The organism is Ruegeria sp. YTSA075 (assembly GCF_059610245.1).
On the sequence record NZ_JBXWNG010000005.1, the window covers coordinates 276,553 to 300,238 of the forward strand.

Annotated in this window: 29 protein-coding genes and 1 other RNA gene; 16 read left to right on the forward strand and 14 right to left on the reverse strand. The window is 58.2% G+C overall.

From position 1 onward, the window contains the following. Positions 1 to 6 precede the first annotated feature (6 nt). The 3 genes from AC2FGE_RS12350 to AC2FGE_RS12360 all read right to left on the reverse strand — a co-directional run bounded on the left by AC2FGE_RS12350 (position 7) and on the right by AC2FGE_RS12360 (position 2,667). Positions 7 to 1,341, reverse strand: coding sequence for an 8-oxoguanine deaminase (locus AC2FGE_RS12350; protein WP_496819509.1), 1,335 nt, complete (start codon positions 1,339 to 1,341; stop codon positions 7 to 9). Between the two features lie 112 nt (positions 1,342 to 1,453). Next, positions 1,454 to 2,245, reverse strand: coding sequence for a histidinol-phosphatase (hisN, locus tag AC2FGE_RS12355; protein WP_496819510.1), 792 nt, complete (start codon positions 2,243 to 2,245; stop codon positions 1,454 to 1,456). A gap of 50 nt (positions 2,246 to 2,295) precedes the next feature. After that, complete coding sequence (locus tag AC2FGE_RS12360) at positions 2,296 to 2,667, reverse strand: helix-turn-helix domain-containing protein (protein ID WP_170531851.1); 372 nt, start codon at positions 2,665 to 2,667, stop codon at positions 2,296 to 2,298. A gap of 321 nt (positions 2,668 to 2,988) precedes the next feature. Between AC2FGE_RS12360 and AC2FGE_RS12365 the strand changes: the two genes are divergently transcribed. Further along, complete coding sequence (locus tag AC2FGE_RS12365; protein ID WP_496819511.1) at positions 2,989 to 3,945, forward strand: NADPH:quinone oxidoreductase family protein; 957 nt, start codon at positions 2,989 to 2,991, stop codon at positions 3,943 to 3,945. 6 nt (positions 3,946 to 3,951) lie between these two features. Here AC2FGE_RS12365 and AC2FGE_RS12370 read toward each other — a convergent pair whose 3' ends face one another. Then, on the reverse strand, positions 3,952 to 4,833 hold the full coding sequence (locus tag AC2FGE_RS12370; RefSeq protein ID WP_496819512.1) for a LysR family transcriptional regulator: 882 nt from the start codon (positions 4,831 to 4,833) through the stop codon (positions 3,952 to 3,954). 127 nt (positions 4,834 to 4,960) lie between these two features. Between AC2FGE_RS12370 and AC2FGE_RS12375 the strand changes: the two genes are divergently transcribed. Next, positions 4,961 to 5,170, forward strand: coding sequence for a DUF1127 domain-containing protein (locus AC2FGE_RS12375; RefSeq protein ID WP_496819513.1), 210 nt, complete (start codon positions 4,961 to 4,963; stop codon positions 5,168 to 5,170). 183 nt (positions 5,171 to 5,353) lie between these two features. Beyond that, on the forward strand, positions 5,354 to 6,133 hold the full coding sequence (locus AC2FGE_RS12380; protein WP_496819514.1) for a Bax inhibitor-1/YccA family protein: 780 nt from the start codon (positions 5,354 to 5,356) through the stop codon (positions 6,131 to 6,133). Positions 6,134 to 6,263: 130 nt separating this feature from the next. On the opposite strand, the gene AC2FGE_RS12385 is transcribed toward AC2FGE_RS12380, so the two are convergent. After that, a complete protein-coding gene (locus AC2FGE_RS12385; RefSeq protein ID WP_496819515.1) occupies positions 6,264 to 6,770 on the reverse strand; it encodes a hypothetical protein in 507 nt (168 codons plus the stop codon). Between AC2FGE_RS12385 and AC2FGE_RS12390 the strand changes: the two genes are divergently transcribed. Next, positions 6,769 to 6,966, forward strand: coding sequence for a hypothetical protein (locus AC2FGE_RS12390; RefSeq protein WP_496819516.1), 198 nt, complete (start codon positions 6,769 to 6,771; stop codon positions 6,964 to 6,966). The two genes, AC2FGE_RS12385 and AC2FGE_RS12390, sit on opposite strands and share 2 nt — an antisense overlap. 12 nt (positions 6,967 to 6,978) lie before the next feature. Here AC2FGE_RS12390 and rpmG read toward each other — a convergent pair whose 3' ends face one another. From rpmG to gatC, 7 genes are all read right to left on the reverse strand, one after another. After that, positions 6,979 to 7,146: a 50S ribosomal protein L33 gene (gene rpmG, locus AC2FGE_RS12395; protein WP_005630270.1), complete on the reverse strand. Its 168-nt coding sequence runs from the start codon at positions 7,144 to 7,146 to the stop codon at positions 6,979 to 6,981. A 125-nt stretch (positions 7,147 to 7,271) separates the two neighbouring features. Continuing rightward, the gene (locus tag AC2FGE_RS12400) at positions 7,272 to 7,979 is read right to left on the reverse strand and encodes a DUF533 domain-containing protein (RefSeq protein ID WP_496819517.1); all 708 of its coding nucleotides are present in this window, start codon (positions 7,977 to 7,979) and stop codon (positions 7,272 to 7,274) included. A 118-nt stretch (positions 7,980 to 8,097) separates the two neighbouring features. Next, an RNA gene (gene rnpB / locus AC2FGE_RS12405) (RNase P RNA component class A) lies at positions 8,098 to 8,497 on the reverse strand. A 123-nt stretch (positions 8,498 to 8,620) separates the two neighbouring features. Next, on the reverse strand, positions 8,621 to 9,307 hold the full coding sequence (locus AC2FGE_RS12410; RefSeq protein ID WP_496819518.1) for an N-acetylmuramoyl-L-alanine amidase: 687 nt from the start codon (positions 9,305 to 9,307) through the stop codon (positions 8,621 to 8,623). After that, on the reverse strand, positions 9,291 to 9,995 hold the full coding sequence (locus AC2FGE_RS12415) for a hypothetical protein (RefSeq protein ID WP_496819519.1): 705 nt from the start codon (positions 9,993 to 9,995) through the stop codon (positions 9,291 to 9,293). Before AC2FGE_RS12415 ends, AC2FGE_RS12410 begins: the two co-directional genes overlap by 17 nt. A 38-nt stretch (positions 9,996 to 10,033) precedes the next feature. Continuing rightward, a complete protein-coding gene (gene gatA, locus AC2FGE_RS12420; RefSeq protein WP_496819520.1) occupies positions 10,034 to 11,521 on the reverse strand; it encodes an Asp-tRNA(Asn)/Glu-tRNA(Gln) amidotransferase subunit GatA in 1,488 nt (495 codons plus the stop codon). 3 nt (positions 11,522 to 11,524) lie between these two features. Then, entirely contained in the window at positions 11,525 to 11,812 is a 288-nt protein-coding gene (gatC, locus tag AC2FGE_RS12425; protein ID WP_170325838.1) for an Asp-tRNA(Asn)/Glu-tRNA(Gln) amidotransferase subunit GatC, read from the reverse strand. Between the two features lie 229 nt (positions 11,813 to 12,041). On the opposite strand from gatC, the gene AC2FGE_RS12430 reads away from it, so the two are divergent. The 3 genes from AC2FGE_RS12430 (at position 12,042) to AC2FGE_RS12440 (ending at position 13,701) form a co-directional block, all read left to right on the forward strand. Then, entirely contained in the window at positions 12,042 to 12,200 is a 159-nt protein-coding gene (locus tag AC2FGE_RS12430; RefSeq protein WP_170531829.1) for a hypothetical protein, read from the forward strand. 154 nt (positions 12,201 to 12,354) lie between these two features. Beyond that, entirely contained in the window at positions 12,355 to 12,918 is a 564-nt protein-coding gene (locus AC2FGE_RS12435; RefSeq protein WP_496819521.1) for a DUF4202 domain-containing protein, read from the forward strand. 153 nt (positions 12,919 to 13,071) lie between these two features. Next, on the forward strand, positions 13,072 to 13,701 hold the full coding sequence (locus AC2FGE_RS12440) for an SGNH/GDSL hydrolase family protein (RefSeq protein ID WP_496819522.1): 630 nt from the start codon (positions 13,072 to 13,074) through the stop codon (positions 13,699 to 13,701). On the opposite strand, the gene AC2FGE_RS12445 is transcribed toward AC2FGE_RS12440, so the two are convergent. Next, complete coding sequence (locus AC2FGE_RS12445; RefSeq protein ID WP_496819523.1) at positions 13,682 to 14,359, reverse strand: ceramidase domain-containing protein; 678 nt, start codon at positions 14,357 to 14,359, stop codon at positions 13,682 to 13,684. The genes AC2FGE_RS12440 and AC2FGE_RS12445 overlap by 20 nt on opposite strands. A gap of 59 nt (positions 14,360 to 14,418) precedes the next feature. Between AC2FGE_RS12445 and AC2FGE_RS12450 the strand changes: the two genes are divergently transcribed. Together AC2FGE_RS12450 and AC2FGE_RS12455 are read left to right on the forward strand one after the other, a co-directional pair. After that, positions 14,419 to 15,111, forward strand: a complete 693-nt coding sequence (locus tag AC2FGE_RS12450) for a metal-dependent hydrolase (RefSeq protein WP_496819524.1) — start codon at positions 14,419 to 14,421, stop codon at positions 15,109 to 15,111. Then, positions 15,111 to 16,277: a M24 family metallopeptidase gene (locus tag AC2FGE_RS12455; protein ID WP_496819525.1), complete on the forward strand. Its 1,167-nt coding sequence runs from the start codon at positions 15,111 to 15,113 to the stop codon at positions 16,275 to 16,277. Before AC2FGE_RS12450 ends, AC2FGE_RS12455 begins: the two co-directional genes overlap by 1 nt. On the opposite strand, the gene AC2FGE_RS12460 is transcribed toward AC2FGE_RS12455, so the two are convergent. Further along, positions 16,274 to 16,726, reverse strand: coding sequence for a nucleoside deaminase (locus AC2FGE_RS12460; protein WP_496819526.1), 453 nt, complete (start codon positions 16,724 to 16,726; stop codon positions 16,274 to 16,276). The two genes, AC2FGE_RS12455 and AC2FGE_RS12460, sit on opposite strands and share 4 nt — an antisense overlap. A gap of 61 nt (positions 16,727 to 16,787) precedes the next feature. Here AC2FGE_RS12460 and AC2FGE_RS12465 point away from each other — a divergent pair, with 61 nt between their 5' ends. From AC2FGE_RS12465 to AC2FGE_RS12495, 7 genes are all read left to right on the forward strand, one after another. Beyond that, the gene (locus tag AC2FGE_RS12465) at positions 16,788 to 17,603 is read left to right on the forward strand and encodes a pseudouridine synthase (RefSeq protein ID WP_496819527.1); all 816 of its coding nucleotides are present in this window, start codon (positions 16,788 to 16,790) and stop codon (positions 17,601 to 17,603) included. 174 nt (positions 17,604 to 17,777) lie between these two features. Continuing rightward, positions 17,778 to 18,692, forward strand: a complete 915-nt coding sequence (locus AC2FGE_RS12470; protein WP_496819528.1) for a 5-bromo-4-chloroindolyl phosphate hydrolysis family protein — start codon at positions 17,778 to 17,780, stop codon at positions 18,690 to 18,692. A 30-nt stretch (positions 18,693 to 18,722) separates the two neighbouring features. Next, positions 18,723 to 19,913, forward strand: coding sequence for a toxic anion resistance protein (locus tag AC2FGE_RS12475; RefSeq protein ID WP_496819529.1), 1,191 nt, complete (start codon positions 18,723 to 18,725; stop codon positions 19,911 to 19,913). A 29-nt stretch (positions 19,914 to 19,942) separates the two neighbouring features. Continuing rightward, positions 19,943 to 20,881, forward strand: coding sequence for a DUF2927 domain-containing protein (locus tag AC2FGE_RS12480; RefSeq protein ID WP_496819562.1), 939 nt, complete (start codon positions 19,943 to 19,945; stop codon positions 20,879 to 20,881). A 25-nt stretch (positions 20,882 to 20,906) separates the two neighbouring features. After that, the gene (locus AC2FGE_RS12485; RefSeq protein ID WP_496819530.1) at positions 20,907 to 22,055 is read left to right on the forward strand and encodes an SPFH domain-containing protein; all 1,149 of its coding nucleotides are present in this window, start codon (positions 20,907 to 20,909) and stop codon (positions 22,053 to 22,055) included. Positions 22,056 to 22,058: 3 nt separating this feature from the next. Further along, positions 22,059 to 22,598, forward strand: coding sequence for a hypothetical protein (locus AC2FGE_RS12490; RefSeq protein ID WP_496819531.1), 540 nt, complete (start codon positions 22,059 to 22,061; stop codon positions 22,596 to 22,598). Beyond that, positions 22,595 to 23,683 carry a TFIIB-type zinc finger domain-containing protein gene (locus AC2FGE_RS12495; RefSeq protein WP_496819532.1) on the forward strand — a complete coding sequence of 363 codons (1,089 nt, stop codon included), beginning with the start codon at positions 22,595 to 22,597 and terminating at the stop codon, positions 23,681 to 23,683. The genes AC2FGE_RS12490 and AC2FGE_RS12495 overlap by 4 nt, the downstream gene beginning before the upstream one ends. Positions 23,684 to 23,686 lie beyond the last annotated feature (3 nt).

A 23,686-nucleotide genomic window follows, 5' to 3' on the forward strand; every position in this document is an offset into this window, starting at 1 on the left:
ATTCTGCTATTGCGCCAACGCGCGCGCCAGGCGGTTTTGGGCTTCGATGGCACGTGGCAGGTCAATCGTCGTGATGTGACCATCCCGCACGATCTGACGCCCTTCGACAAACAAGTGTTTGACTTGCATGGGCCCGGCCAGCAACAGAGCTGCTGGATCCCAGCTACCCGCGCTTTCGATGCAATTCGTGTCCCACACGGCAATGTCGGCCCGTTTGCCCGGCATCAACCGCCCGCAATCGGGCCGCCCCAGCACATCCGCACCGCCTCGGGTCGCAATCTCCAGCGCTTCGCGGGCGGACATGGCGTCGGCCCCATTTGAGACGCGTTGTAAAAGCATCGCCTGCCGCGCTTCGAGTATCAGGTTGCCGTTATCATTGCTGGCCGAGCCATCCGCGCCGAGCCCAACTTTCACGCCCTGATCACGCATGCTGCGCACCGGCGCGATGCCCGAGCCAAGACGACAATTTGAACAGGGGCAATGGGCCACTCCGGTTCCTGTTCTCGAGAACAGGTCAATCTCGGCCCCGTCCAGCTTGACGCAATGGGCGTGCCAGACATCCGGGCCGGTCCAGCCCAACTCTTCGGCATATTGCCCTGGTCGGCAACCGAATTGCGCTTTGGAATAGGCGATATCCTCGTCATTCTCGGCCAGATGGGTGTGAAGCATGACGCCCTTGTCACGCGCCAGCAAAGCGGCATCACGCATCAGATCGCGGCTGACCGAGAAGGGCGAACAGGGGGCGAGGCCGATGCGGCACATCGACCCGTCGCTGGGATCATGAAACGCATCCACAACGCGGATCATGTCGTTCAGGATGTCCCTTTCAGCCTCAACCAGACTGTCCGGTGGCAGGCCGCCATCACTTTCGCCGATGCTCATCGCGCCGCGCGTTGGGTGAAACCGCAGGCCCAGCTCGGAAGCGGCAACGATCGTATCCTCCAACCGCGCGCCATTGGGATACAGATACAGGTGATCGGCACTGAGGGTGCAGCCGGATAGCGCCAGCTCTGCCAATCCGATCTGAGCCGAGGCAAACATCTCCTCGGGCCCGAACCGCGCCCAAATGGGATAGAGCGTTTGCAACCAGCCAAAAAGCAGCGCGTCCTGCCCGCCCGGAACCGCGCGGGTCAGGGTTTGATAGAGATGATGGTGCGTGTTCACCAAGCCCGGGGTGACGACACAGCCCTTGGCATCATGCACCTCACCCATTGTTGTCAGCCCGTGACCAAGCTGTGCGATCTGGCCATTGCGGATCAGAATGTCCGCCTCGTTTAGCTCGCGACGGTCATCATCCATCGTCAGGATGGTATCGGCATTTTTGATAAGAAATTCAGTCATATCCACACTCCTGCAACTGCCTGTCTCATGCAAGGAATGCGTTGCCGGTGGAAAACAGGCGTAAGAACCGGCCGACACCGGTTTAGCGGCAGGGCGCCATTTGGGCAATGGTTTAGTAGTTGCGCAGAATGCTCAATGCGGCTGCGTGAATCTCTGCATTGGCAGCTGCAAGGGCACGTCCGCCATTATGCGCGGGCCCGCCCTGCCAATCCGTTACAATGCCGCCGGCGGCCTCAATCACTGCAATAGGGGCCTGAATGTCATAGGAATTCAACCCGGCCTCGATCACCAAATCCGCCTGTCCCGCTGCCAGCAGCGCGTAGGCATAGCAATCCATGCCATAGCGCGTCAGTTGAACCTGTTTTGACACAGCTTCGAACCCGGCGCGATCTTCCGAGGTGCCGACCTCGGGGAAGGTTGTGAACAGGGTGGCCTGGTCGAGCGTTTTTACTGAGCGTGTCGCCAACTTGGATATGCCCAAGGGGCCGGTCAACTGCGCAATCTCGGACGATCCTCTGAACCTTTCGCCGATATAGGGTTGATCGATCACCCCCAGCTCCGGGCCCTCTGAGGTGCTGAGCGCGATCAAAACGCCCCAGGTCGGTGTGCCGCTGACAAATCCACGCGTTCCGTCGATTGGGTCCAGAACCCAAACGCGACCGCTTTGACCTTCGGTCTGTCCGTATTCTTCGCCCAGAATACCGTCATCCGGGCGAAGGCGCTGCAACACCTCTCGCATTGCTTTTTCAGCCGCGCGATCTGCGATGGTCACGGGATCAAAGCCGCCTTCCAGCTTGTTATCGGTTTCAAGATCGTGTTGGCGAAAATGCGGAAGAATGGCCGCGCGTGCCGCGTCGGCCATTTCTTCGGCAACATCCATATCGGTCAGATGGGTCTGGTGCATGGGCCACTGGTGCGGCCAACGCCCGTCAAAGTCAAGCGCGCGCGATCAGATCACGCAACGTCGCTCAGAACCCGTGCCAATTCGAACAGACGGCGACGCTGATTTTCCGGGATTGCATAGTAAGAGCGCACCAGATCCAGCGCTTCCTTGTCTCCCATCAGGTCCGCAGGCACAGATTTCTTTTCATCCGCGCTTTTCTGAACCTCTTCCAACCCTTCAAAGAAAAAGCTGACGGGAACATCCAATGCCTCGGCAATGTCCCAAAGGCGGGAAGCACTGATTCGGTTGGCACCGGTTTCGTATTTTTGGATCTGTTGAAACTTGATACCAACTTGCTGCGCCAATTGCTGTTGGGTCATCCCAATCAGCCAGCGGCGATGCCGAACGCGCTTGCCCACATGGACATCGACGTGATGAGTCATTGGTATTCTCCTCTAGTACACAAACATCTGTTCGGGATTGCGCGACGTCCGATATCGCAAACTTAGAGAACGGAATTTAACCATTCCCTAATGCGGATCGTGCCTCCCCCGATTACAGCACTAACTGCCTTTATTGCTTTTTTTTGATCATTTTTCAAGATGGTTGAGTCATGTAATCGGAACGATGGTTTATGGTTGTGCCACTGATTAGCCCAAGCCGCGAACACCGTGTTACTTTCCGAGGTAAGCCAGGTTACCCAATATCATTGACAAGCCCTGCGCAAAACGCACCTATGCCCCGCACAAGGGGATGATCAGACCATGCAGGCATTTCATATTCAATCCGCAGGTGAGCAGGCCAAGCTGTGTCGGATCAACATACCGAATCCCTCCTCGGGTCAGGTGCGCGTTGCGATCAAGGCCTGCGGGCTGAATTTTGCTGACCTTCTGATGCAAAAAGGGACATATCAGGACACGCCCGCCCCTCCGTTCACATTGGGGATGGAGGTTGCGGGCGTGATAGATGCCGTGGGGGCCGATGTAAGCGGCATCAGCATTGGTGACCGCGTGGCCGTCTATTCAGGTCAAGACGGGCTGGCTGAATTCGGGGTTTTCGATGCTGCACGGGTGATATCATTGCCTGAAACGATCAACTTCGAAGAGGCGGCGGCGATACAGATCGCGTATGGAACCAGCCATCTCGCACTGGATCATCGCGCCAGGTTGCAGCCGGGTGAAACCTTACTGGTTACCGGCGCGGCCGGTGGGGTTGGTCTGACGGCGGTCGAGATCGGCAAGCTGATGGGGGCGACCGTGATCGCGCAGGCTCGCGGGACCGAGAAACTGGCCGTTGCCAAAGCTGCGGGTGCAGATCACCTCATCGACGCCTCAGAAGATCTACGGGACGCGGTCAAAGCGCTGGGTGGCGCGGATGTCGTCTATGACGCAATTGGCGGCGACGTATTCAAAGCGGCCTTTCGGGCTACGAACCCCGAAGGGCGTTTGCTACCCATCGGATTTGCTGGCGGCGATGTTCCGCAAATTCCCGCCAATCATCTTCTGGTCAAGAACCTGACAGTGATTGGTTTCTATATTGGCGGTTATCTGGCCTTCCGACCCGAGATCGTAAGGGACAGTTTCAACACGCTGTTTCGCTGGCACGGCGAAGGCAAGATCAAGCCTCATATCAGCCACATCTTGCCCTTGTCCGAGGTTGCCCATGGAATGCAACTGCTGAAAGAGCGCAAATCCACCGGCAAGATCGTGATCACAATCTGAGCGCCCCTACCCGGCGACCGCGCGCAGCGGGCTGCCCCCCAGCAGGCGGAAATTCTGACGGACCAGATGCGCCAGAGCGTCGACAACCGGGTCACGCCCTTCATTGCCGCCATAGAGGTTGATCATATGAGCAGGCAGTTCCGGAAGTACGCCACCCGACTCGATCTGTTCCAGATGTGCAGCCTCGGTCCCGTCGAGCATTGCGTGAACGGCCAAATCGGCGCTGACGGTGGCTTCGATGGTTCGGTCATTCTCGGTTTCCACCGACAATTCCCACGGGATGCCTGCCGCGTCCAGCGCCGCGATCACTTGCGGACGGAACAAGCAGCGGCGACCCAGCGCCAAAGGCAGCGGACGCTTTCGCCAGGCAGAGCCGCCCTGCGCGCCGATCCAGCGCAGCGGCAATTCTGCAATCGTCTCGGACCCATCAACGGGTGTGGGCTCGGTCGTCAGGATCACGTCACATTCGCCGCGCTTGAGCATATCCTTTAACTGTAAGGAATAGGACGACACCAGTTGCACCCGAACACGCGGGAAGTCGGTGTTGAACCGCTGTAGAACACGCGGAATAGCTGGGTAGACAATGTCGTGCGGCACGCCCAGCACCACTTCACCCTCGAACGCCTGATCGGTCAGTTTCGAGATCACCTCGTCATTCAGCGCGATCATGCGACGCGCATAGGTCAGTAACTGTTCGCCCGAGGCAGTAAGCGCGATCGTGCGCCCACTGCGATCCAGCAATTCAAGATCCAGCAGTTCCTCCAGCCGCTTCAGCTGCATCGAAACCGCAGATTGGGTCAGATGCAAAAAACCAGCTGCGCGGGTAACGCCGCCCTGATCCGCAACCGCCATGAACGAACGCAGGGTGGTAATGTCCAGATTTCGCATCTTCACGATCCCTTATGCATCTCATCAAAAATATTCGTTTTTATAATATGACATGTTTTGCCATATTCATCAAGGAAGTTGATTGATTTCACGAAAACCATCGAGAAACACAGAAAGGACAATGGATATGACCCAAATTGCGCTCAAACAAACCTGTCATACCACCACTCGCCCTCTGACATCGCTGATCTGGAACATGTTTGCCGTAACGCGTCAGCGCCGCAGGCTTGCTAAGCTGGACAATGCCGCGCTGCAAGACATCGGGATTACACGTGAAGAAGCCATGGAAGAAGCGCGCCGCTACTTTTGGGATGCCCCGAACTACTGGAAAAGATGACTCGCATGCTCATGTTTTTAAGGCGATAGGTGACACTGGGTTGCCTATCGCCTTTTTTGTTGCGTGTTTTAGTCGGTTTTCCGCCGGAAACTCTTGAAATACAGCCCCTAGTTGCCGATATTTGATGGGAAACCGCCCCGCTTAGTCGGGGCGTAGTAACACGAGCTTAAGGGAGACCCTTTGATGGCACAATTCGACACGGTCCGGACGGTATCCGGCGCGCGCGCCGCCGAGATTGATCAGGGCCTGCGCGCCCACATGAACAAAGTCTACGGAACAATGTCCGTGGGCATGCTGATCACGGCATTGGCCGCCTGGGCGATTGCCGGGCTTGCGGTTACCAGCGACCCATCAAATGCTGTGGCACAAATCGGCGCTGACCGTTACCTGACCAGCCTGGGCGGAACTCTGTTCCTGTCACCGCTGAAATGGGTGGTCATGTTTGCACCGCTGGCCTTCCTGTTCTTTGGCTGGGGCGCCCTTATGCGTCGGGGTTCTGCTGCGGCAGTTCAGCTGGGCTTCTTCATCTTTGCAGCCGTGATGGGCGTATCGATGAGCTCGATCTTCATGATCTATACACCCTATTCGATCACCCAGACCTTCTTGGTTACCGCGATCGCGTTTGCAGGTCTCAGCCTCTATGGCTACACCACCAAGCGGAACCTCAGCGGCATGGGCACCTTCCTGATGATGGGTGTGATCGGCCTGATCGTGGCAATGGTCATCAATATGTTCCTGCAATCGGGTGTGATGATGCTGGCAATCTCGGCCATCGGCATCCTGATCTTCGCTGGTCTGACCGCGTTCTACACGCAGGACATCAAGAACACTTATGTCGCACATGCTGCACATGGTGATCAGGAATGGCTGGACAAAGCCGCCTTTGATGGGGCGCTGAGCCTGTATATCTCGTTCCTGAACATGTTCCAGTTCCTGCTGATGTTCATGGGACAACAGGAATAGAGCTCCGCAGAAAAACACATACAGATGGGCCGGTCATATGACCGGCCCTTTTCTTTTGTCCAAAGCCCGCTTCCCAAAATAAAACCCCCGCAAAGTAGCGGGGGTTTGGGATAGCAGATTATGAGCTGTGTTAGCTGCAGTTCAGTGGAACGGCGAATCCAGAACTGCGGCTAGACGATCCTTTGCCGAAAACATCACCGGCGGCCAGGCAGCCTGTGAAGCGTTCAGTCTCGTTGCCAAAGACTGCACCGATCGAATTGTCCACCCGTGTCGCGCTATTGCGGGTACGTAGAACACCATAGACGGTGCCGTTCACATCAACCGTGCTGAGGAAAAGATCGGTATCGCTGCCGGACAATTGCACCGCGTTACCGGGATTCGTCCCCGCATTGTCGATGGCCACCCGCGCCTTTTTGATGGGGTCAACCTGATCGCTGATCACAGCGATGGTTGGCAGTTCGGCCAGCTCAGCCGGAACATTCGTCGCAGGCGGGACAAAGGCGACCGCACCGGGAACGTCAGAGATGGTGCGGGGCTCACCATCGATTCCAGTAAACCCAACACCTTGGCGGTTAAAGGGATCTTCGCAGGCCGCAAGGGCCAGAACGACGGTTGTGGATAACAAGATTTTTTTCATGGCGCTCAACATTTTGTGGCGGTTTGCTGAACCGTACTTGCAGGGTTTGGTAAAAAGCAAGCCGCAGGCAAAACGATTGGCCCCAAGCCTGATGCGTCGCTGCAACGGCCCGTTGACCGACCGGATCGCAGTATTGCTCGTCACCGGGCAAGAAAAAAAGGCTCTGCCAATGCAGAGCCTTTCCCGAAAGTCTTAATAGAACGGCAGATTACTTGATCTTGCCTTCCTTGTACTCGACATGCTTGCGAGCGACCGGGTCGTATTTACGCACGGTCATTTTCTCGGTCATGGTGCGCGCGTTTTTCTTGGTCACGTAGAAGTGGCCCGTGCCCGCGGTCGAGTTCAGACGGATCTTGATTGTCGTCGGCTTCGCCATGGTTATCTCCTGCGTCCGAAAAGGCAGGGCCCTTCGGTTGAATTCCTATGAGCGTGCGCTTTTACGCTGTGCACCGCCCATGTCAAGACCAATCACACCTGCAATGCGCAGGTTTCGTTGCTGACCTAACGAGGCAAGGTCGGTGCGCCCATATAGGTGTGAATTTGATCCCGTTCTGCATCTGACAGGCCCAATGCGGTTGCCAATTGAAGCAGGTAGGATGCCTCACGTTCGTTATCCAAACGAATCGCGGCCAAAGAGGTCGCGTAGATCTGAGCCTTGAGTGGCGCCCCCACATCTGCAGCAAGTCCCATGACATCAATCGGCGCTTCCATCTGGTCAAGGACAAAGGCGCGTTCCTCGTCGCTGATGTCATCACCCAATTCGCCGATGATTGTTTGCTTCTCCTGCTCGTCAAGCTCTCCGTCTGCTTTGGCGGCCTGGATCATGGCGCGCAGCATTAGTTTGGCCTGCTCCTCCATCGCAGCCCCGGCCGGCGTGCCGCTGAGCACTGTTTCCATCATAGTGGCAGTTTGCTGGCCGCTGGTTTTAGCTGCGCCCTGCATCGCGTTGAGCAAACCGCCTAAGCCCGCAGCCCCGGCCGCACCGCCACCAAGGCCCATCTTGCCAATCATGTCCTGCAGCCCCGATGCGCCGCCCGGCATGCCAAACTGCTCGGCCATTTTGCCAAGCTGATCCATGCCAAAACCACCGCCAGTGCCTTGCATCATATTTTGCAGGCCGGCCATGCCGCCCATTTCCTTGTATTTTTCCATGCCCTTTGCCGCCGCAAAACCAACCGCTACAGATGCCAGTGTTTTTAGGAAACTCATACCGCTCCTCCCGGGTTCACAAAATCTATGTGCGACAGGATAGCAGCAGACGGGTTCCAAAAATACTGGCTGTGTGGCTGTGGGCGGATCGCTACTTAGCTGTCGGGTAATTCGAGATACGCGCGGAGGGCCTGTAAGCCGGATCTTGTTCCGGGGTTGCCCCCTTCGATGACCATTCCTCTAGGCCGCGCATTGCTGCACGGCTCAAGCTGCCAACCCGGTCCCTCTGGGCCAAGACGTGCTTAGCGGCGGTATCGGCTTGCGCCGACCGGCCCGCGCGGGGACCCTATTTGGCATTGCTCCCGGTGGGGCTTGCCGTGCCGCCCCTGTTGCCAGGGGCGCGGTGGGCTCTTACCCCACCGTTTCACCCTTACCTTTGACCGAAGCCGCAGGCGGTCTGATTTCTGTGGCGCTTTCCGTCGGGTTGCCCCGCCCGGGCGTTACCCGGCACCGTTGTCTTGTGGAGTCCGGACTTTCCTCTCGGGCCTTGCGACCCCAGCGGCCATCCGGCCCTCCGCGCTTGGGCTGGGTAGGCCGTGGGCCCAGCGGCGTCAAGGGTGGAAGGGCAGTGAAGGGGCCAGCCCCTTCTTGGCCTGCAGCCAATTCATCCCCGGGATATTTTTGGCCAGATGAAGAGTGGATCAGGTCCAGAGCGCGGCATGACCAAGCGGCGTGAAATCTGCGGGGCAAAGCGGGCCTTTTCCCCAGGGTCTATACCTGAGGCGAATGGCAGCGAGGAGGGTTTCGTCGTCAACATCTGCAGTGAAACCGGCACCGCGCGCCAGATCTCGGAAGATCTCGGCAGGCGCATCTGCGGGTCCCGGATCACGCCCACCTCGCGCCGCAAGATATTGCCGTTCCAGTCGCAGCCAATCGAACCGGGGGCCAGGGTCAATTTTTCGGCCCGGGGCCATGTCAGAATGGCCAATGACTCCCTCAGGCCGGATCGGCCAACGGGTCAGGATGCCCTTCATCAGGCTTTCCAGCGCACTCATCTGAGGGTTGGAAAACGGGTGTGAGCCGGTGTTATCCAGTTCAATCCCGATAGACCGCGAATTGATGTCATCTTGCCCGTGCCACTCTCCTGCCCCGGCATGCCACGCGCGTTCTTCTTCGCGTACCAGTTGCCAAAGCGCCCCGTCATTACCGATCAGGTAATGCGCCGAGACTTCGGTGCTGGGGTCACAGAGCCGGTCCAGCGCAGCTTCTGCGCTGTCCATCGCAGTATAGTGCAAGACGATCAGAGTTGGGTTCAACCCATCCCGGCGGGCACCGAAATTCGGCGACGGGTGCCAGATCGGCGTTTGTGAATCAGTTGCTGACGGCACTGCGGAACGGGCTGGGATCCCAGTTGCAGGCAAAGCCATCCCCATCCGGGTCCAGCCCCTTGCGGTCGCGCTGTGGGCCACCACTGGTCAGGAATTCGATCTGTGCCTGATCTGCCGACGGGAACCCGGCGCAATTGCGTTGCGCCTTGGCTTGCAGGTTAAAGCCCGCCCGGCTGTATAGCTGGGTTCCAACAGGGTTCGTAGTGCTGAGCGCGTATTGCACGATATTGGGTTGGCCATCTGCGCCGCGTTCGGGCACTGCGGTTGGTGCAACGACCTCATAGGTCTCGCGGTTTTGCTCAATCCGCGCGGCGTCAGATTCAATGCTGCGACGGCCCGAGACGGCTGCAAAATCCTGCTCATCTGAGATCGCCGGATTGCCGGGTGTCGGGGCGAGCTGTGTTGCCTGGCCAGAGGTGGTGGCCAGCGCAGCGGCGGCCTGATTGGCGATATCCGCATTTGCGCCCGTAGCGGCCGATTGCGGTAAAGCCGAACCCGGAGCGCCTAAGGGCTGTTGTGAGACATCGGCCGGGGCAAGCAACGGGTTGCCGACAGCCCCCTGCCCGGCCAACTGCGCCTCACGCTGGGCCTGATAGGCTGGCGTGTTAAATCCCGTTCCCTGCACCGGCGCGACCGTATCGCAACCCGCGATAAGGGCGATGACAGGAACCAAAGCAAAAACACGCATTCAACCGCTCCGTTACTTGTGATCAGACAGCCCGAGACTTACCACCATTTCGCGGGCTTTGCCACAAACCCGGCGGCGTTTTCCAGCGCATAGGCGGTGTTGAGCAGGTCGCCTTCATCCCAAGGCCGGCCGATCAATTGCAGCCCCAGCGGAAGCCCTTGTTTGTCAAGCCCTGCGGGCACTGAGATGCCTGGCAGACCGGCAAGGTTCACGGTCACGGTAAAGACGTCGTTCAAGTACATTTGAACAGGATCGGCCTCGGTCATCTCGCCCAGACCGAAGGAGGCGGATGGGGTGGCCGGGGTCAGGATTGCGTCGATGCCTGCGGCGAACACATCCTCGAAGTCTTTCTTGATCAGGGTACGGACCTTGCGGGCGCGGTTGTAATAGGCGTCGTAGAAGCCAGCCGACAGAACATAGGTTCCGATCATCACGCGGCGCTGAACCTCGGGGCCGAAGCCTTCGGCGCGGGTTTTTTCGTACATTTCGGTGATGCCGTCGCCCTGTGCCAGCTGCGCGCGGCGGCCATAGCGGACACCATCGTAACGGGCGAGGTTCGAGGACGCCTCGGCCGGGGCAATCACATAATAGGCAGGCAGCGCGTATTTGGTGTGAGGTAGCGAGATGTCGACGATCTCGGCTCCTGCATCTTTCAGCATCGCCGCACCGTCGGCCCACAGCTTTTCGATTTCGGCGGGCATACCCTCCATGCGGTATTCTTTCGGGATGCCGATCTTCCTGCCTTTGATGTCGCCGGTCAGCATGGCCTCGAAATTTGGAACGGCCAGCTCAGCGCTGGTCGAATCCTTCGGGTCGTGGCCGCACATCGCCTCAAGCATGATCGCCGCATCGCGCACATTCTTGGTCATCGGTCCGGCCTGATCCAGAGAGGACGCAAACGCAACGACGCCCCAGCGCGAGCAGCGCCCATAGGTCGGTTTGATACCTGTGATGCCAACAAAGGCGGCGGGCTGGCGGATCGAGCCGCCGGTATCTGTGCCGGTTGCGGCCAAACACAGGTCCGCAGAAACGGCGGACGCCGAGCCACCGGATGACCCCCCCGGTGTCAACTGCGCGTCGTCGTTGCCGCGCCGCCAGGGGCTGACTGCATTGCCGTAAATGGACGTTTCGTTGGATGAGCCCATGGCGAATTCATCCATGTTCAGCTTGCCCAGCATCACGGCTCCGGCGTCGGCCAGTTGCTGCGATACGGTGGATTCGTATTCCGGCTTGAACCCGTCCAGAATTCTTGAGGCCGCCTGCGAGGGCACGCCTTTGGTGCAGAACAGGTCCTTAATACCAATCGGCAAGCCACACATGGCTGGTGCGTCGCCGCCCTTGATCCGCTCATCCGCCGCCTTGGCGCGTTCCAGCGCGATCTCGGGGGTTTTGTGGACAAAGGCGTTCAGCGCACCAGCCTCATCAATGGCCTTTAGGCAGGATTCGGTCAGCTCCACCGAGGTCACATCACCCTTGCGCAGCGCGTCACGGGCATCGGCAAGGCCCAGTTTGTTCAGATCGCTCATGACTTACTCCACCACTTTGGGGACTGCGAAGAACCCTTCACGGGCATCAGGCGCGTTGGCCAGAACCTTGTCCTGCTGGTTTCCATCGGTGACCACATCCTCACGACGTTTCAGGCGCATCGGCTCGACCGAAACCATCGGCTCGACGCCTTCGACATCCACTTCGTTCAGTTGTTCGATGAACCCAAGGATGGTGTTGAACTCGGATGCCAGCGCAGGCAGCGCGTCATCCTCGACCTTGATACGGGCCAGTTTCGCCACCTTGGCGGCGGTGCTTTGGTCAATCGACATCGGAAAACCTCATATGCGTTAGGGGGGCATTTACCTGTCTGTCGCCGCAGTCGCAAGGCCAGTGGCACATGTATGAAACAAGTTTGCGGTGCCAGATTTCACCACCCATTCGCTGGTGAATAGCCGGTATGCACAAAAGTAAACTAGTTAGTTCACTTCGCGCCTTGAAATACTAAACTGTACTGTTCATTTTATCCTTTGTGAAACGACACAAACCTGGAGACAGAACATGAAAAGCCTCATCACTGCCGTTACGTTGTCCGCCTCTCTTCTGGCCGCACCGGCCATGGCGATGGGCATCAGTTCACTGAACCTGACTCGTGATCTGACCTTCCCCACCCCTATCACCGAGCCGGTCACTCAAGATCAGGTCAAACCGGGCAAGTAAGCAGATCACCTGCCCCTCTGCCGGGTCAGAATTCCCCCCTCATCTGACCCGGCCATGACAGAATTGGGTGCTGCATATATTGTGGCATCTCGCTACGGTGGCTTATCAACACGGTGTGGATCGCCAAGATCCGCAAAAGCCAACGGAGTAAAACATGAGCGCGCGCAAACAAGCGGTTCTGGATGCCATTGACGCGGCCAATGCACATGATCCCAATATCAAAGATGGCCAGCCCGAAGCTTTGCTGTATGGCAAACGCATGAGTGCCGAGATGGAGCGGCTGTTTCCTGACGCCTCGGACGCGCTTCAGATTGCAGCGCGCGGTCAGCATATCGAACGCTGGAAACTGGCCCGAAGCGAATATCCAGAGGGTCGCGCCGGATATCTGGCCTGGCGCAAGGCGCAAGGTGCACACCATGCGGATGTGGTGATGGCTCTGATGACCCAAGGCGGGTACGGCGAAGCAGAGGTTGACGCCGCAGGCCGCATGTTGCGCAAGCAGGGCATCAAACGCGATGCCGAAGTGCAGGCACTGGAAGATGTGATATGCTTTGTCTTTCTAAAATGGTACTTCCAGCCATTCGCAGGCAAGCACTCCCCGGACAAAATCCAGAGCATTGTCGAAAAGACCGCGCGCAAAATGTCACCCGAAGGGCGCGCCCGGGTTTTAGTTGAGTTTGACCTGCCCGAGCATCTGGCCGCCGCTTTTCAGGTTTGATACGGGCATTTCGATGTTTCTAGTCTGATTAATGGTGCGTTAACCAAATGGGGGCCCAATAGTCCCTGGCGAAATTCAAACTCCGGGTCAGAAATGTCCAGAAATCTGTGTCTTGTCATCGGCGTCCTGTTTTCTTTGGTCGGATGCCAGGAAATGCCTGCCAGCAAACCTGACGCCAAAATCATCGCCGTCGGCGATTCGCTGATGGCGTGGAACTCTCCCTCGGGCTCATCAATCCCCGATGTTATCGAAGAAACGATTGGTGCCCCGGTCGTTGACCGCACGGTGTCTGCGGCTTGGCTGCAAACACAATTTGACCCGGATGGCGAACCTGAATCCGGAGTTCAGGCACAATATGTCGAAGGGGACTGGTCCTGGGCTGTTGTAAATGGCGGCGGTAACGACCTGATGCTGGGGTGCGGATGCACACGCTGTGATGGGGTGCTGGATAACATGATCTCTGCTGATGGTCAGCATGGTCAAATCCCGCAGTTCCTGCGCCAGATTCGGGCGACCGGCACCCGCGTGGTTTATGTCGGTTACCTGCGCAGCCCCAATTTGATCACCCCGATCGAACATTGCAAAGCCGAAGGGGATGAGTTTGAGGCTCGTATTGCCAAACTGGCGCAGCGGGATGAGGGCATCACTTTCGTCTCATCCCAGGATGTGGCGCAGCCCGGCGATGCCTCATATTTCTCATTTGACCTGATTCACCCATCGCGCAAATCCAGCCGGATCATCGGTCAGCGCATTGCAGCCGTTATCAAAGCGCAGGGTATTTGATGGCGCCCGCTCGCATGCGGATCAAAACCCTGCGATAGGCCTCAATCATCCAGCCGAGCATGGTGGCGTTCAGGATATGCCACATAAAATGCGTACCTGTCGGGAATTGTGAACAGACCGGCTGATCCAAAGAGCGGAACGTAATCGATAGGATCAGAATGCATGCGCCAATTGTCATATCTCTGGCAAACTGTGGTTGCCGGTCGCGCAAAAGATACGCGTAGATCAGGATCAACATGGGCACCGGCGCATAAGCTGCAGAACTGCCAAGACCGGGCACCCACCGGAACACAGGGATCGTCGCCGCTGCGTAGGGGACAAACAGAATGGTCCCGCCCAGCGCATATCCCCATGGCATGTGCCAAATGTTTTTGTTTACGGCAAAGATATAGATCAAGATGAACAGCAGGATCGGCGTGACATCGGCAACGGCCGCCCAGACCTGCGCATGGGTATGAAACAAATAGCTGCCGACCCCGATAACCCCAAGCACCAGAATCAGCCCCATAGCAAGCGGCATGTCCTGGCCGCGCACCCGCCGCCACATGATAAAGGCCGAGATCAGAAAGGCCGCATTGGTGATCGCATTGATCGGCTCGGCCCAATAAGCGGCTGACAGTCTTTCACAATAGCTGTCGATTTCCTGCATCCAATCCATAGAATTTTACATAGCGGATGCTAGGCTGATGCCAATAGGCATCATTGGAGGATTTTAGCATGAACATCATTTGGTTGGGACATGGTAGTTTTCGCATCGAAATCGGCGGTCAGGTGCTGCTGATCGATCCTTGGCTAACGGGCAACCCGATCTTGGCTGAGGATCAACACGATGCCGCTCTGGACGGGGCGACGCATATCCTGCTGACCCACACGCATTTCGACCATGTGGCGGACGTGTTGCCCCTGGCCAAACACCTGAACGCCCCGGTGGTCGGCCAGTATGATTTGATGGGCTATTGGGCCGAAGCCGAAGGGATCGAAACCATCGGGTTCAACAAAGGCGGAACCGTCAACCTGAACGGGGTAAAGGTCACCATGGTTCCCGCCTCGCACAGTTCCACGTTCTCCACGCCTGACGGCCTGCGGACCGGCGGCAGCGAGGTTGGCTTTATGATCGCCGCTGAAGGACACATGCTTTATGTTTCGGGCGATACAGACATCATGGCGGACATGGACTGGATGGGCGATTACTACAAACCCGATATCGGTATCATGTCGGCAGGAGGGCATTTTACAATGGACATGAAGGCGACCGCTTACGCCGCCAAGCGGTATTTCAACTTCAAGACGGTGATCCCCTGCCACTACAAGACCTTCCCGATCCTGGAACAATCCGCGCAAGTGCTTGTGGACGGGTTGCCCGGGGTCGATGTGATCGAACCCGAGGTTATGCAGGCGATCGTTCTCTGATGCCGGCCTCAGATTTCAGCGCGCAGGAATATGCGGACCGTTTGACCAAGACCCGCGCAGCGATGGCGCAGCGCGGGATTGAGACCTTGCTGATCACTGATCCATCGAACATGGCTTGGCTGACTGGCTATGACGGGTGGAGCTTTTATGTGCCCCAAATGGTGGTTCTGCCTGCAAAAGGTGCGCCCCTTTGGTGGGGACGCACACAGGACAAGGCGGGGGCAGCCCAGACCACATGGCTGGACCCGGCTGATCTGTTGGACTGGCCCGAAGAACATGTGCAGCATCCCGAACACCATCCAGTCGACGCGCTTGTTCTAGCGCTGCGCGAACGGGGGTGGACCACCGGGCTGGGGGTTGAGATGGACAACTACTACTACTCGGCCGCCAGCCACTGCATTCTTGAACGCGCCTTTGGCGAACTGATCGACGCCACCAGCCTTGTGAACTGGCAGCGCGCGGTCAAAAGTGACGCCGAAATCTCGATGATGCGCAAGGCAGGTCAGTTGACGGCGCATATGCACGAAGTACTACGCGCGGCGTTTCGCGAAGGTCTACCCAAACACCAACTGGTTGCCGAAGTTCAAGCGGCAGGCATTGCCGGGCTGCCCGGTTTGGCTGGGGACTACCCCGCGATTGTGCCAATTGCGCCGTCGGGTCGCGAAGCCTCGGCCTCGCATATCACCTGGAACGACAGGCCTTTGGCACGTGGCGAGGCAACCTATTTCGAAATCTCTGGCTGCTATCGCCGTTACCATTGCCCGGCCAGCCGTAGCCTGTTTCTGGGTAACCCGCCAGACGATATTCGCAGGGCCGAAGCGGCGGTTCTGACCGCAATCGATACCACTTTGTCCGCCGCACGCCCCGGTGCCACATGCGAGGAAATCGCCGCCTGTGTCTATGACAGCTTTGCCCGTGCCGGATATGAGAAGGGCAACCGCACCGGCTATCCCATCGGGCTCAGCTATCCGCCGGATTGGGGCGAACGCACCATGAGTCTACGACCCGGCGATACAACGGAACTGAAGGAAAACATGACGTTTCACTTGATGCCAGGTCTATGGACACCAGATTGGGGTTTGGCGATTACCGAAAGTTTTGTCGTGACCCCAAATGGCGGGCAATCACTGGCTGATATCCCGCGCGAGATGGTGGTGAAGCCTTAGCCGCGTTGAGCCGCGAAGAAGCTTCTCAGCAATTCGGCAGCCTCTTCAGCGGCGATGCCGTCATAGATTTCGGGCTGGTGATGGGCCTGCGGATGCGAAAATATGCGCGCACCGTGGGCAACGCCACCTGATTTCGGATCGGACGCGCCATAATAAATGCGCCGGATACGGGCCGCGGCCAATGCGGCAGCACACATGGCGCAGGGTTCCAGCGTGACATAAAGATCATGCCCTGACAGCCGTTCTGACCCAGATTCGGCGCAGGCTGCGCGCAAGGCCAGTATTTCGGCATGGGCAGTCGGGTCGTTCAACTCTCGCGTTCGGTTGCCTGCCCTCGCAACAACCTGGCCATCAAGCGAGACGATGACGGCCCCAACCGGAACCTCGCCCCGTTCGGCGGCTGCGCGCGCCTCGTCCAGCGCCATGTCCATATGTGATTTGAACACCATGCCCCTGACTGCCTCAGAAACCTGCCTTTCGCAAGCGAACGCGATGAGGTATGGCCGGACCATGAAAAATACCCCCCCTCCCGGCGACCGGATCGCCAAAGTGCTGGCCCGTGCAGGCGTCGCCTCGCGGCGCGAGGCTGAACGCATGATCGAAGCAGGCCGCGTTGCGGTCAATGGCAAGGTGATCGACAGTCCCGCCCTGAATGTGACCGCCAAAGACAAGATTATTGTCGACGGCAAACCGGTTTCTGAACCCGAACCTTCCCGCCTGTGGCTCTATCACAAGCCGACCGGCCTGGTGACAACGACGAAGGACGAAAAAGGCCGCGCGACGATCTTTGATGAACTGCCCGAGGATATGCCGCGTGTGATGTCCGTTGGGCGACTGGACCTGAACTCGGAAGGCCTGCTGCTGCTGACCAATGACGGCGGCATCAAGCGCAAGCTGGAACTGCCTTCAACCGGGTGGCTGCGCAAATACCGCGTGCGGGTCAACGGACGCCCCAAGGAAGAAGATTTTGCCCCCCTACGCAAGGGGCTTGTGATCGACGGAGAGCGGTTCCAGCCCATGACCGTGTCGCTGGATCGCCAGCAAGGTGCGAATGCCTGGCTGACCATCGGTCTGCGCGAAGGCAAGAACCGAGAGATTCGCCGCGCAATCGAGGATATCGGTTTCACTGTAAACCGCCTGCTCCGCGTCTCTTATGGCCCCTTTCAGCTGGGTGACCTGAAACCCGGCCAGGTTGAAGAGGTCCGCCGCCGTGTTATGCGTGACCAACTGGGGCTGGATGGGGGTGCTAAACCCGAGGGCACCGCCAAACGCGCTGCTCGCCCGCAACGCAAACGGCCTGCAATCGGCAAGAAACCCCGCAAGTGATGCGGGTTTAGCAACCTTCCCCCTAGCGCCAAGCCTGCGTATCCCCTAGATTTTCCGGGAACGCTGCGATTTGGGGGGCTGAATGTCCGGGAGCGGAGTGCAAAAACTGGCCTATGCGGCCCTGCTGGTGCTGTTGTTCGGCGTCTGCACCGGGCTGCTGGGAGGGCTGTAGCCATGGCCAAACGGTTTGGTGGCAAATATAGCCCGCAGGGCGGGTCTGAACCAGATGCTCCACCGCCGCGCGGCCAATTTGATGGCGCGCGTGTCGAACCTGCGGGTGCGCGTGCCAACGTTCTGTTCATTCCCGCAATCCCATTGGTCTTTTTGTCGCTGAATGACGGTGCAATTGGCATGACCATGGGTCTTGTGGCGGCCGGTATGTTGACCGCTGCTGCTTTTTTCCTGCGTGAAGGACTGCGGGCTGAAGCCGCCTATAACGCACGCAAAACCGCCCGCCGGCCCGCCTTTCCGCGCAAGATCTTTGCCAGCATACTGACCGGTCTTGGCACCGCGCTGGCTGCTTATCGGAGCGAGTATCTGGATGCCGAGGCCGTTGGCCATGCCAGCCTGCTGGCACCCGTGTTATTCGGCACGGCGGCCACTGTATTGCATTCAGTCTCCTTTGGCTTTGATCCGCTGAAGAACAAAGGCATGGAAGGCATCGACACATTTCAGCAAGACCGCGTGGCCCGCGTGGTTGATGATGCCGAAAAGCACCTGACCCAGATGACCGATGCGATCAAACGCGCCGGTGATCGCCGGATCGAGGCCCGCGTCGAACGGTTTCAGGACACCGCCCGCGATCTGTTCCGCACGGTCGAAGCAGACCCGCGCGATCTGGCTGGTGCCCGCAAATACCTGACCGTGTATCTACAAGGTGCCCGCGACGCGACTGTGAAGTTTGCCGATGTCTATGCCCGCACGCGGGACGGACAGGCCCTGGCCGACTATTCGGCTCTGCTGGATGATCTGGAACAGAATTTCGCCGCGCGCACGCGCAAAATGCTATTGGATGACCGCAGTGATCTGACGGTCGAAATTGACGTGTTGCGCGACAGGCTGCAGCGCGAAGGCGTCCGGTTGGACTGACCGGCCACACAGTAAGCGAGGAACATCCCCATGTCCGAAGAGATCAAGAGCAAGGCGGTCGAGGCCGAAACCCTGGTACAGGAAGTCACAGCCGTGGCCCTGCCGGAACCAAAGACCGAGCTTGTTTCGCTGGAAGAGGCCGACGAACCGGTCGGCGCTGAGATTCGCAGACGCATGGGCGAAATCGATATGGATGACACCAACTCGATCGTGTCCTTCGGATCATCCGCACAGGCCGAGTTGCAGGAAATCAGCCAGGCCATGCTGGCCGATGTGCGCAACAAGGATGTGGGCCCCGCCGGGGACAGCCTGCGCAACATCGTGACCACAATCCGGGGCTTCTCGGTCAGCGAGCTTGATGTTCGACGCGAACGCAGCTGGTGGGAAAAACTGCTGGGCAAGGCCGCGCCTTTTGCCAAATTCACCGCACAATACGAAGAGGTTCAAAGCCAGATCGACCGCATTACGGACAATCTGCTGGGCCACGAACATACGCTGCTCAAAGACATCAAATCACTGGACCTGCTGTATGAAAAGACGCTGAATTTCTATGATGAACTGGCGCTTTACATCGCTGCGGGCGAAGAAAAGCTGACCGAACTTGATAGTCAAGACATTCCTGAAAAGGAAGCCGAGGTTCAGGCCGCGCCCGAGGAAGAACAGGTGATGAAGGCACAGGAACTTCGTGATCTGCGCGCCGCGCGGGACGATCTTGAACGCCGGGTACATGACCTGAAACTGACCCGACAGGTGACAATGCAGTCGCTGCCATCGATCCGCTTGGTTCAGGAGAACGACAAATCGCTGGTCACCAAGATCAACTCGACCTTGGTGAACACCGTCCCCCTCTGGGAAACCCAGTTGGCACAGGCCGTCACCATTCAACGCAGCGCCGAAGCTGCAGCTGCTGTACGGGACGCCAATGATCTGACCAACGAACTTCTGACCGCAAACGCCGCCAATCTGCGCGAAAGCAACAAGATGATCCGCCAAGAGATGGAGCGTGGTGTCTTTGATATCGAGGCCGTCAAACAGGCCAATGCCGATCTGATCGGAACGATCAATGAAAGCCTTGCTATTGCCGATGAAGGCAAAGCCAAGCGCGCGGCAGCCGAGGAAGAGCTTAAAAAGATGGAAGCCGAACTGCGCGACACGCTCGCTGCTGCCAAAGCCCGGCGCGATGGAACCGGCGACAACGCCGGAACGGCCGTTCCAGGATAAGGCAGGCAGGAGTGCGGCCTTTGAGCCATATGAAGCTGGGCCTCGGGGTCGCTGCGCTGCTGGCACTGGTCGGGTGTGAAGAGACTCTTGCGCCCTCGGCCGCGCCGGAACCACGCCCAGTGCCCCCGCCGCCGGCAGCCAATGCCTATGTTCCGCCGTCTGCCGCCAGTCAGGATCTTGCGCGTTTCTATGAACGTATCGAGCGCGACTTGTTGGCACGCGGCTTGTTGCGAACTGATGGGGGTGGCCCCGATACGCCGTATGATGCAGGGGATCTGGAACGTAACTTCGAGGCGATCGCATTCTACAGCGAATACCCAAACCACAGTATTTCAATCGGATCGCGCCAGACCGACGGGCAGCTCAGCCGTTGGGTTGGCCCCGTTCGCATCCAGACCGAGTTTGGACCGTCGATCCTGCCAGCCACACGCCAGAAAGATGCCGCAGACGTGCAATCTTATTCGGCGCGACTGGCGCGGCTCACCGGGCATTCGATTTCGATCGTCACCCGCAAGCCCAATTTCCACGTATTCTTCGCGGGCAAGGATGACAGCGCCTATGTGGTGTCACGCCTCAGGCAATTGATCCCGAATATCAGTCAAGCCTCGCTTGATCTGGTGGCGAACCCGCGTTCGAATTTCGATTGTTTCGTCTTTGCTTCGGCGAATACGTCATCGCCGAACAAATATGTGCGGGCGGTTACCCTGATACGGTCCGAGCTGCCCGATCTGGTGCGACTCAGTTGTATCCATGAAGAGATTGCGCAAGGTCTGGGCCTGTCAAATGACAGCCCCGCCGCGCGCCCGTCGATCTTTAATGACGATGACGAATTCGCACTGCTGACAAGTCATGATGAGAAACTGCTGCAAATGCTTTACGATCCGCGCCTCAAGCCCGGTGTGTCGGTCGATCAGGCCCGCCCCGTGGTGCGGATCATTGCGCGTGAACTGATGGGTCAGCCGCTCTGACCCCCAAAAAGACAGGAGACCCCAAATGGGAATTTTCGATTTTCTGACCGGAGAGTTCATTGATGTCATCCATTGGGTGGATGACACCCGCGACACGATGGTCTGGCGGTTCGAGCGTGAGGGGCACGAGATTAAATACGGTGCCAAGCTGACCGTGCGCGAAGGACAAGCGGCCGTGTTTGTGCACGAGGGGCAATTGGCCGATGTGTTCACGCCGGGCCTTTACATGCTTGAAACCAACAACATGCCGATCCTGACAACGCTTCAGCATTGGGATCACGGCTTTCAATCTCCGTTCAAGTCCGAGGTCTATTTCGTCAACACAACGCGGTTCAACGACCTGAAGTGGGGTACGAAAAACCCGATCATGCTGCGCGACCCCGAGTTTGGGCCAACGCGCATCCGGGCTTATGGCACCTATACGGTGCGGGTTAAGGACCCGGCGAAGTTTCTGGTCGAGATCGTCGGCACCGATGGTGAATTCACCATGGATGAAATCAGCTTTCAGATCCGCAACATCATCGTGCAGGAATTCAGCCGTGTGATCGCAGGATCGGGCATACCGGTGCTGGACATGGCCGCCAATACCGCCGATCTGGGCAAGCTGATCGCGGCTGAAGTGTCTCCGGTGCTGGACAGCTACGGGTTGGAAATGCCTGAGTTCTACATTGAGAACATCTCTCTGCCGCCTGCCGTTGAAGCCGCGTTGGACAAGCGGACCTCGATGGGGTTGGCTGGTGATCTGGGTAAATTCACCCAGTATTCGGCAGCCGAGGCTATGACGGCAGCGGCCCATAATCCCGGTCAGGGCGGCGGCATGGGCGCTGGTCTTGGCATGGGCATGGGTATGGCTATGGCGCAGCAAATGGCAAACATGGCAGCGGGCCAGCCGAGCGGCCCGTGGGGATCGTCCGCCCCCGCTGCCCCACAACCGGCGGCACAGATGGCCCCGCCACCCCCACCCCCGGTTGAGCATGTGTGGCATATTGCATTGGATGGTCAGACAAGCGGGCCGTTTTCCAAGGCCAAGATGGGACGCATGGCCGCCGAAGGCGAGTTGACGCGCGACACTCATGTCTGGACCGCCGGGCAGGACGGCTGGAAGAAAGCCGGAGAGGTTCAGGAACTGGCGCAGTTGTTTACCATTTTGCCGCCACCTCCACCGGGCGCATAAACTATGGTGGTTGAAGCTGAACCAGCCCCATACTCACAACGAGATATACGACGAGCAGTCAATCTGAGTGCATTTCTTGGATGGATCATTGTTATTTGTCTGCCATTTGGTTTGACTGTCCGCACAAATGGTTTCGACGCATCGCTGAAATCTTGGTTGATGTTGTTTGTTCTACTTGGTGTCCCGTTCGCCTTCCTCGTGGCATGGCTTTTTGTGTCCCCCGCTTTGCGCGCGGTGATGCGTCGGCGCATTAGCTATATGCGTGCGGCCAAGTGGGGCACATGTATCGGCTTTGGCCTAGTGACCTTGAGCATCTCGGTCGGACGGTTTCTGGGATGGCTCCAATCAAAGAACCCGAATTTCGATTCTACACGCGGGGGCATCGGATCGGTTCAATCCGTTGACGGTATCCTGACATCCTATGGATGGTGGATTTTAGCGCAGAACTCAGGACTATTTATCTTAGCCTGCATACTCATTGCTCTTGTAGTGCGCTGGCAGATCGGGCCAGGTACCCATTCCGTTGTTGAGACGAACGAATGACCGAAGAACACCGCTTCCCCTGCGCCCAATGTGGCGCGGATTATCGGTTCAGTCCGGGCGATGGCACGTTAACCTGTGATCACTGCGGGCATTCCGAGCCGATTGGCTCGGGGCCGTGGGGCGGCGCAAGCCTGCGTGAGCTGGACTTTGACGCCGCGATTGCGGATCGGCTGCCGGACAGCGAGATCGAAGAAACGCGGGTTCTGACCTGTTCCAACTGCGCTGCTCAGGTCGAGTTTGATCCGAACACCCATGCCGCCGAGTGCCCGTTCTGCGCGACACCCGTGGTCACGGATACCGGAGTGAACCGCCATATTAAACCAAAGGGTGTGCTCCCCTTTGCGTTGGATGAACGTACCGCCCAGAAGGCCATGAATGATTGGCTGGGCAAGCTGTGGTTTGCGCCGAACGGGTTACAGGAATACGCCCGCAAAGGACGCAAGATGCAGGGTATTTATGTGCCCTACTGGACCTTCGATGCGGATACTAAGTCCAACTATCGCGGTGAACGGGGCGTGGTCTATTATGAAACCCGCACTGTTATGCGCGATGGAAAACGGGTTCAGCAACAGGTGCCAAAGGTCCGCTGGACTCCGAAATCCGGGCGGGTTGCGCGGTTCTTTGACGATGTTCTGGTGCTGGCGTCTCATTCCCTACCCAAGACCTACACCGATGCGTTAGAGCCCTGGGACCTACCCGCCCTGGAGCCGTATCAACCCGAATATCTGGCCGGATTCCGGGCCGAGGCCTACACGGTTGAATTGCGAGATGGGTACGCCGAAGCGCGCCAACATATGTCGCGGGTGATCGAACGGGATGTGCGTTTTGACATCGGCGGTGACCGCCAGCGTATCCATTCGGTTGACACTGATGTCAGGGATGTGACTTTCAAGCATATCCTGCTGCCGGTCTGGATGGCCGCCTATAAATACCGGGGTGAAACCTATCGTTTTGTCGTCAACGGGCGCACCGGACGGGTACAGGGCGAACGGCCCTGGTCTGCGGTCAAGATTGCGATTGCCGTTGGTTTGGGCCTGATCGTCGCGGCTGGTGTTGGGTATCTGGTGGCAACGGGTCAGCAGTAGGAT

Coding starts and splice junctions, on each gene's coding strand:
- AC2FGE_RS12350 (WP_496819509.1), bottom strand. CDS start 1,341: ATGACTGAATTTCTTATCAAAAATGCCGATACCATCCTGACGATGGAT.
- hisN (WP_496819510.1), bottom strand. CDS start 2,245: ATGCACCAGACCCATCTGACCGATATGGATGTTGCCGAAGAAATGGCC.
- AC2FGE_RS12360 (WP_170531851.1), bottom strand. CDS start 2,667: ATGACTCATCACGTCGATGTCCATGTGGGCAAGCGCGTTCGGCATCGC.
- AC2FGE_RS12365 (WP_496819511.1), top strand. CDS start 2,989: ATGCAGGCATTTCATATTCAATCCGCAGGTGAGCAGGCCAAGCTGTGT.
- AC2FGE_RS12370 (WP_496819512.1), bottom strand. CDS start 4,833: ATGCGAAATCTGGACATTACCACCCTGCGTTCGTTCATGGCGGTTGCG.
- AC2FGE_RS12375 (WP_496819513.1), top strand. CDS start 4,961: ATGACCCAAATTGCGCTCAAACAAACCTGTCATACCACCACTCGCCCT.
- AC2FGE_RS12380 (WP_496819514.1), top strand. CDS start 5,354: ATGGCACAATTCGACACGGTCCGGACGGTATCCGGCGCGCGCGCCGCC.
- AC2FGE_RS12390 (WP_496819516.1), top strand. CDS start 6,769: ATGGCGCTCAACATTTTGTGGCGGTTTGCTGAACCGTACTTGCAGGGT.
- AC2FGE_RS12385 (WP_496819515.1), bottom strand. CDS start 6,770: ATGAAAAAAATCTTGTTATCCACAACCGTCGTTCTGGCCCTTGCGGCC.
- rpmG (WP_005630270.1), bottom strand. CDS start 7,146: ATGGCGAAGCCGACGACAATCAAGATCCGTCTGAACTCGACCGCGGGC.
- AC2FGE_RS12400 (WP_496819517.1), bottom strand. CDS start 7,979: ATGAGTTTCCTAAAAACACTGGCATCTGTAGCGGTTGGTTTTGCGGCG.
- AC2FGE_RS12415 (WP_496819519.1), bottom strand. CDS start 9,995: ATGCGTGTTTTTGCTTTGGTTCCTGTCATCGCCCTTATCGCGGGTTGC.
- gatA (WP_496819520.1), bottom strand. CDS start 11,521: ATGAGCGATCTGAACAAACTGGGCCTTGCCGATGCCCGTGACGCGCTG.
- gatC (WP_170325838.1), bottom strand. CDS start 11,812: ATGTCGATTGACCAAAGCACCGCCGCCAAGGTGGCGAAACTGGCCCGT.
- AC2FGE_RS12430 (WP_170531829.1), top strand. CDS start 12,042: ATGAAAAGCCTCATCACTGCCGTTACGTTGTCCGCCTCTCTTCTGGCC.
- AC2FGE_RS12435 (WP_496819521.1), top strand. CDS start 12,355: ATGAGCGCGCGCAAACAAGCGGTTCTGGATGCCATTGACGCGGCCAAT.
- AC2FGE_RS12440 (WP_496819522.1), top strand. CDS start 13,072: ATGCCTGCCAGCAAACCTGACGCCAAAATCATCGCCGTCGGCGATTCG.
- AC2FGE_RS12445 (WP_496819523.1), bottom strand. CDS start 14,359: ATGGATTGGATGCAGGAAATCGACAGCTATTGTGAAAGACTGTCAGCC.
- AC2FGE_RS12450 (WP_496819524.1), top strand. CDS start 14,419: ATGAACATCATTTGGTTGGGACATGGTAGTTTTCGCATCGAAATCGGC.
- AC2FGE_RS12455 (WP_496819525.1), top strand. CDS start 15,111: ATGCCGGCCTCAGATTTCAGCGCGCAGGAATATGCGGACCGTTTGACC.
- AC2FGE_RS12460 (WP_496819526.1), bottom strand. CDS start 16,726: ATGGTGTTCAAATCACATATGGACATGGCGCTGGACGAGGCGCGCGCA.
- AC2FGE_RS12465 (WP_496819527.1), top strand. CDS start 16,788: ATGAAAAATACCCCCCCTCCCGGCGACCGGATCGCCAAAGTGCTGGCC.
- AC2FGE_RS12470 (WP_496819528.1), top strand. CDS start 17,778: ATGGCCAAACGGTTTGGTGGCAAATATAGCCCGCAGGGCGGGTCTGAA.
- AC2FGE_RS12475 (WP_496819529.1), top strand. CDS start 18,723: ATGTCCGAAGAGATCAAGAGCAAGGCGGTCGAGGCCGAAACCCTGGTA.
- AC2FGE_RS12480 (WP_496819562.1), top strand. CDS start 19,943: ATGAAGCTGGGCCTCGGGGTCGCTGCGCTGCTGGCACTGGTCGGGTGT.
- AC2FGE_RS12485 (WP_496819530.1), top strand. CDS start 20,907: ATGGGAATTTTCGATTTTCTGACCGGAGAGTTCATTGATGTCATCCAT.
- AC2FGE_RS12490 (WP_496819531.1), top strand. CDS start 22,059: ATGGTGGTTGAAGCTGAACCAGCCCCATACTCACAACGAGATATACGA.
- AC2FGE_RS12495 (WP_496819532.1), top strand. CDS start 22,595: ATGACCGAAGAACACCGCTTCCCCTGCGCCCAATGTGGCGCGGATTAT.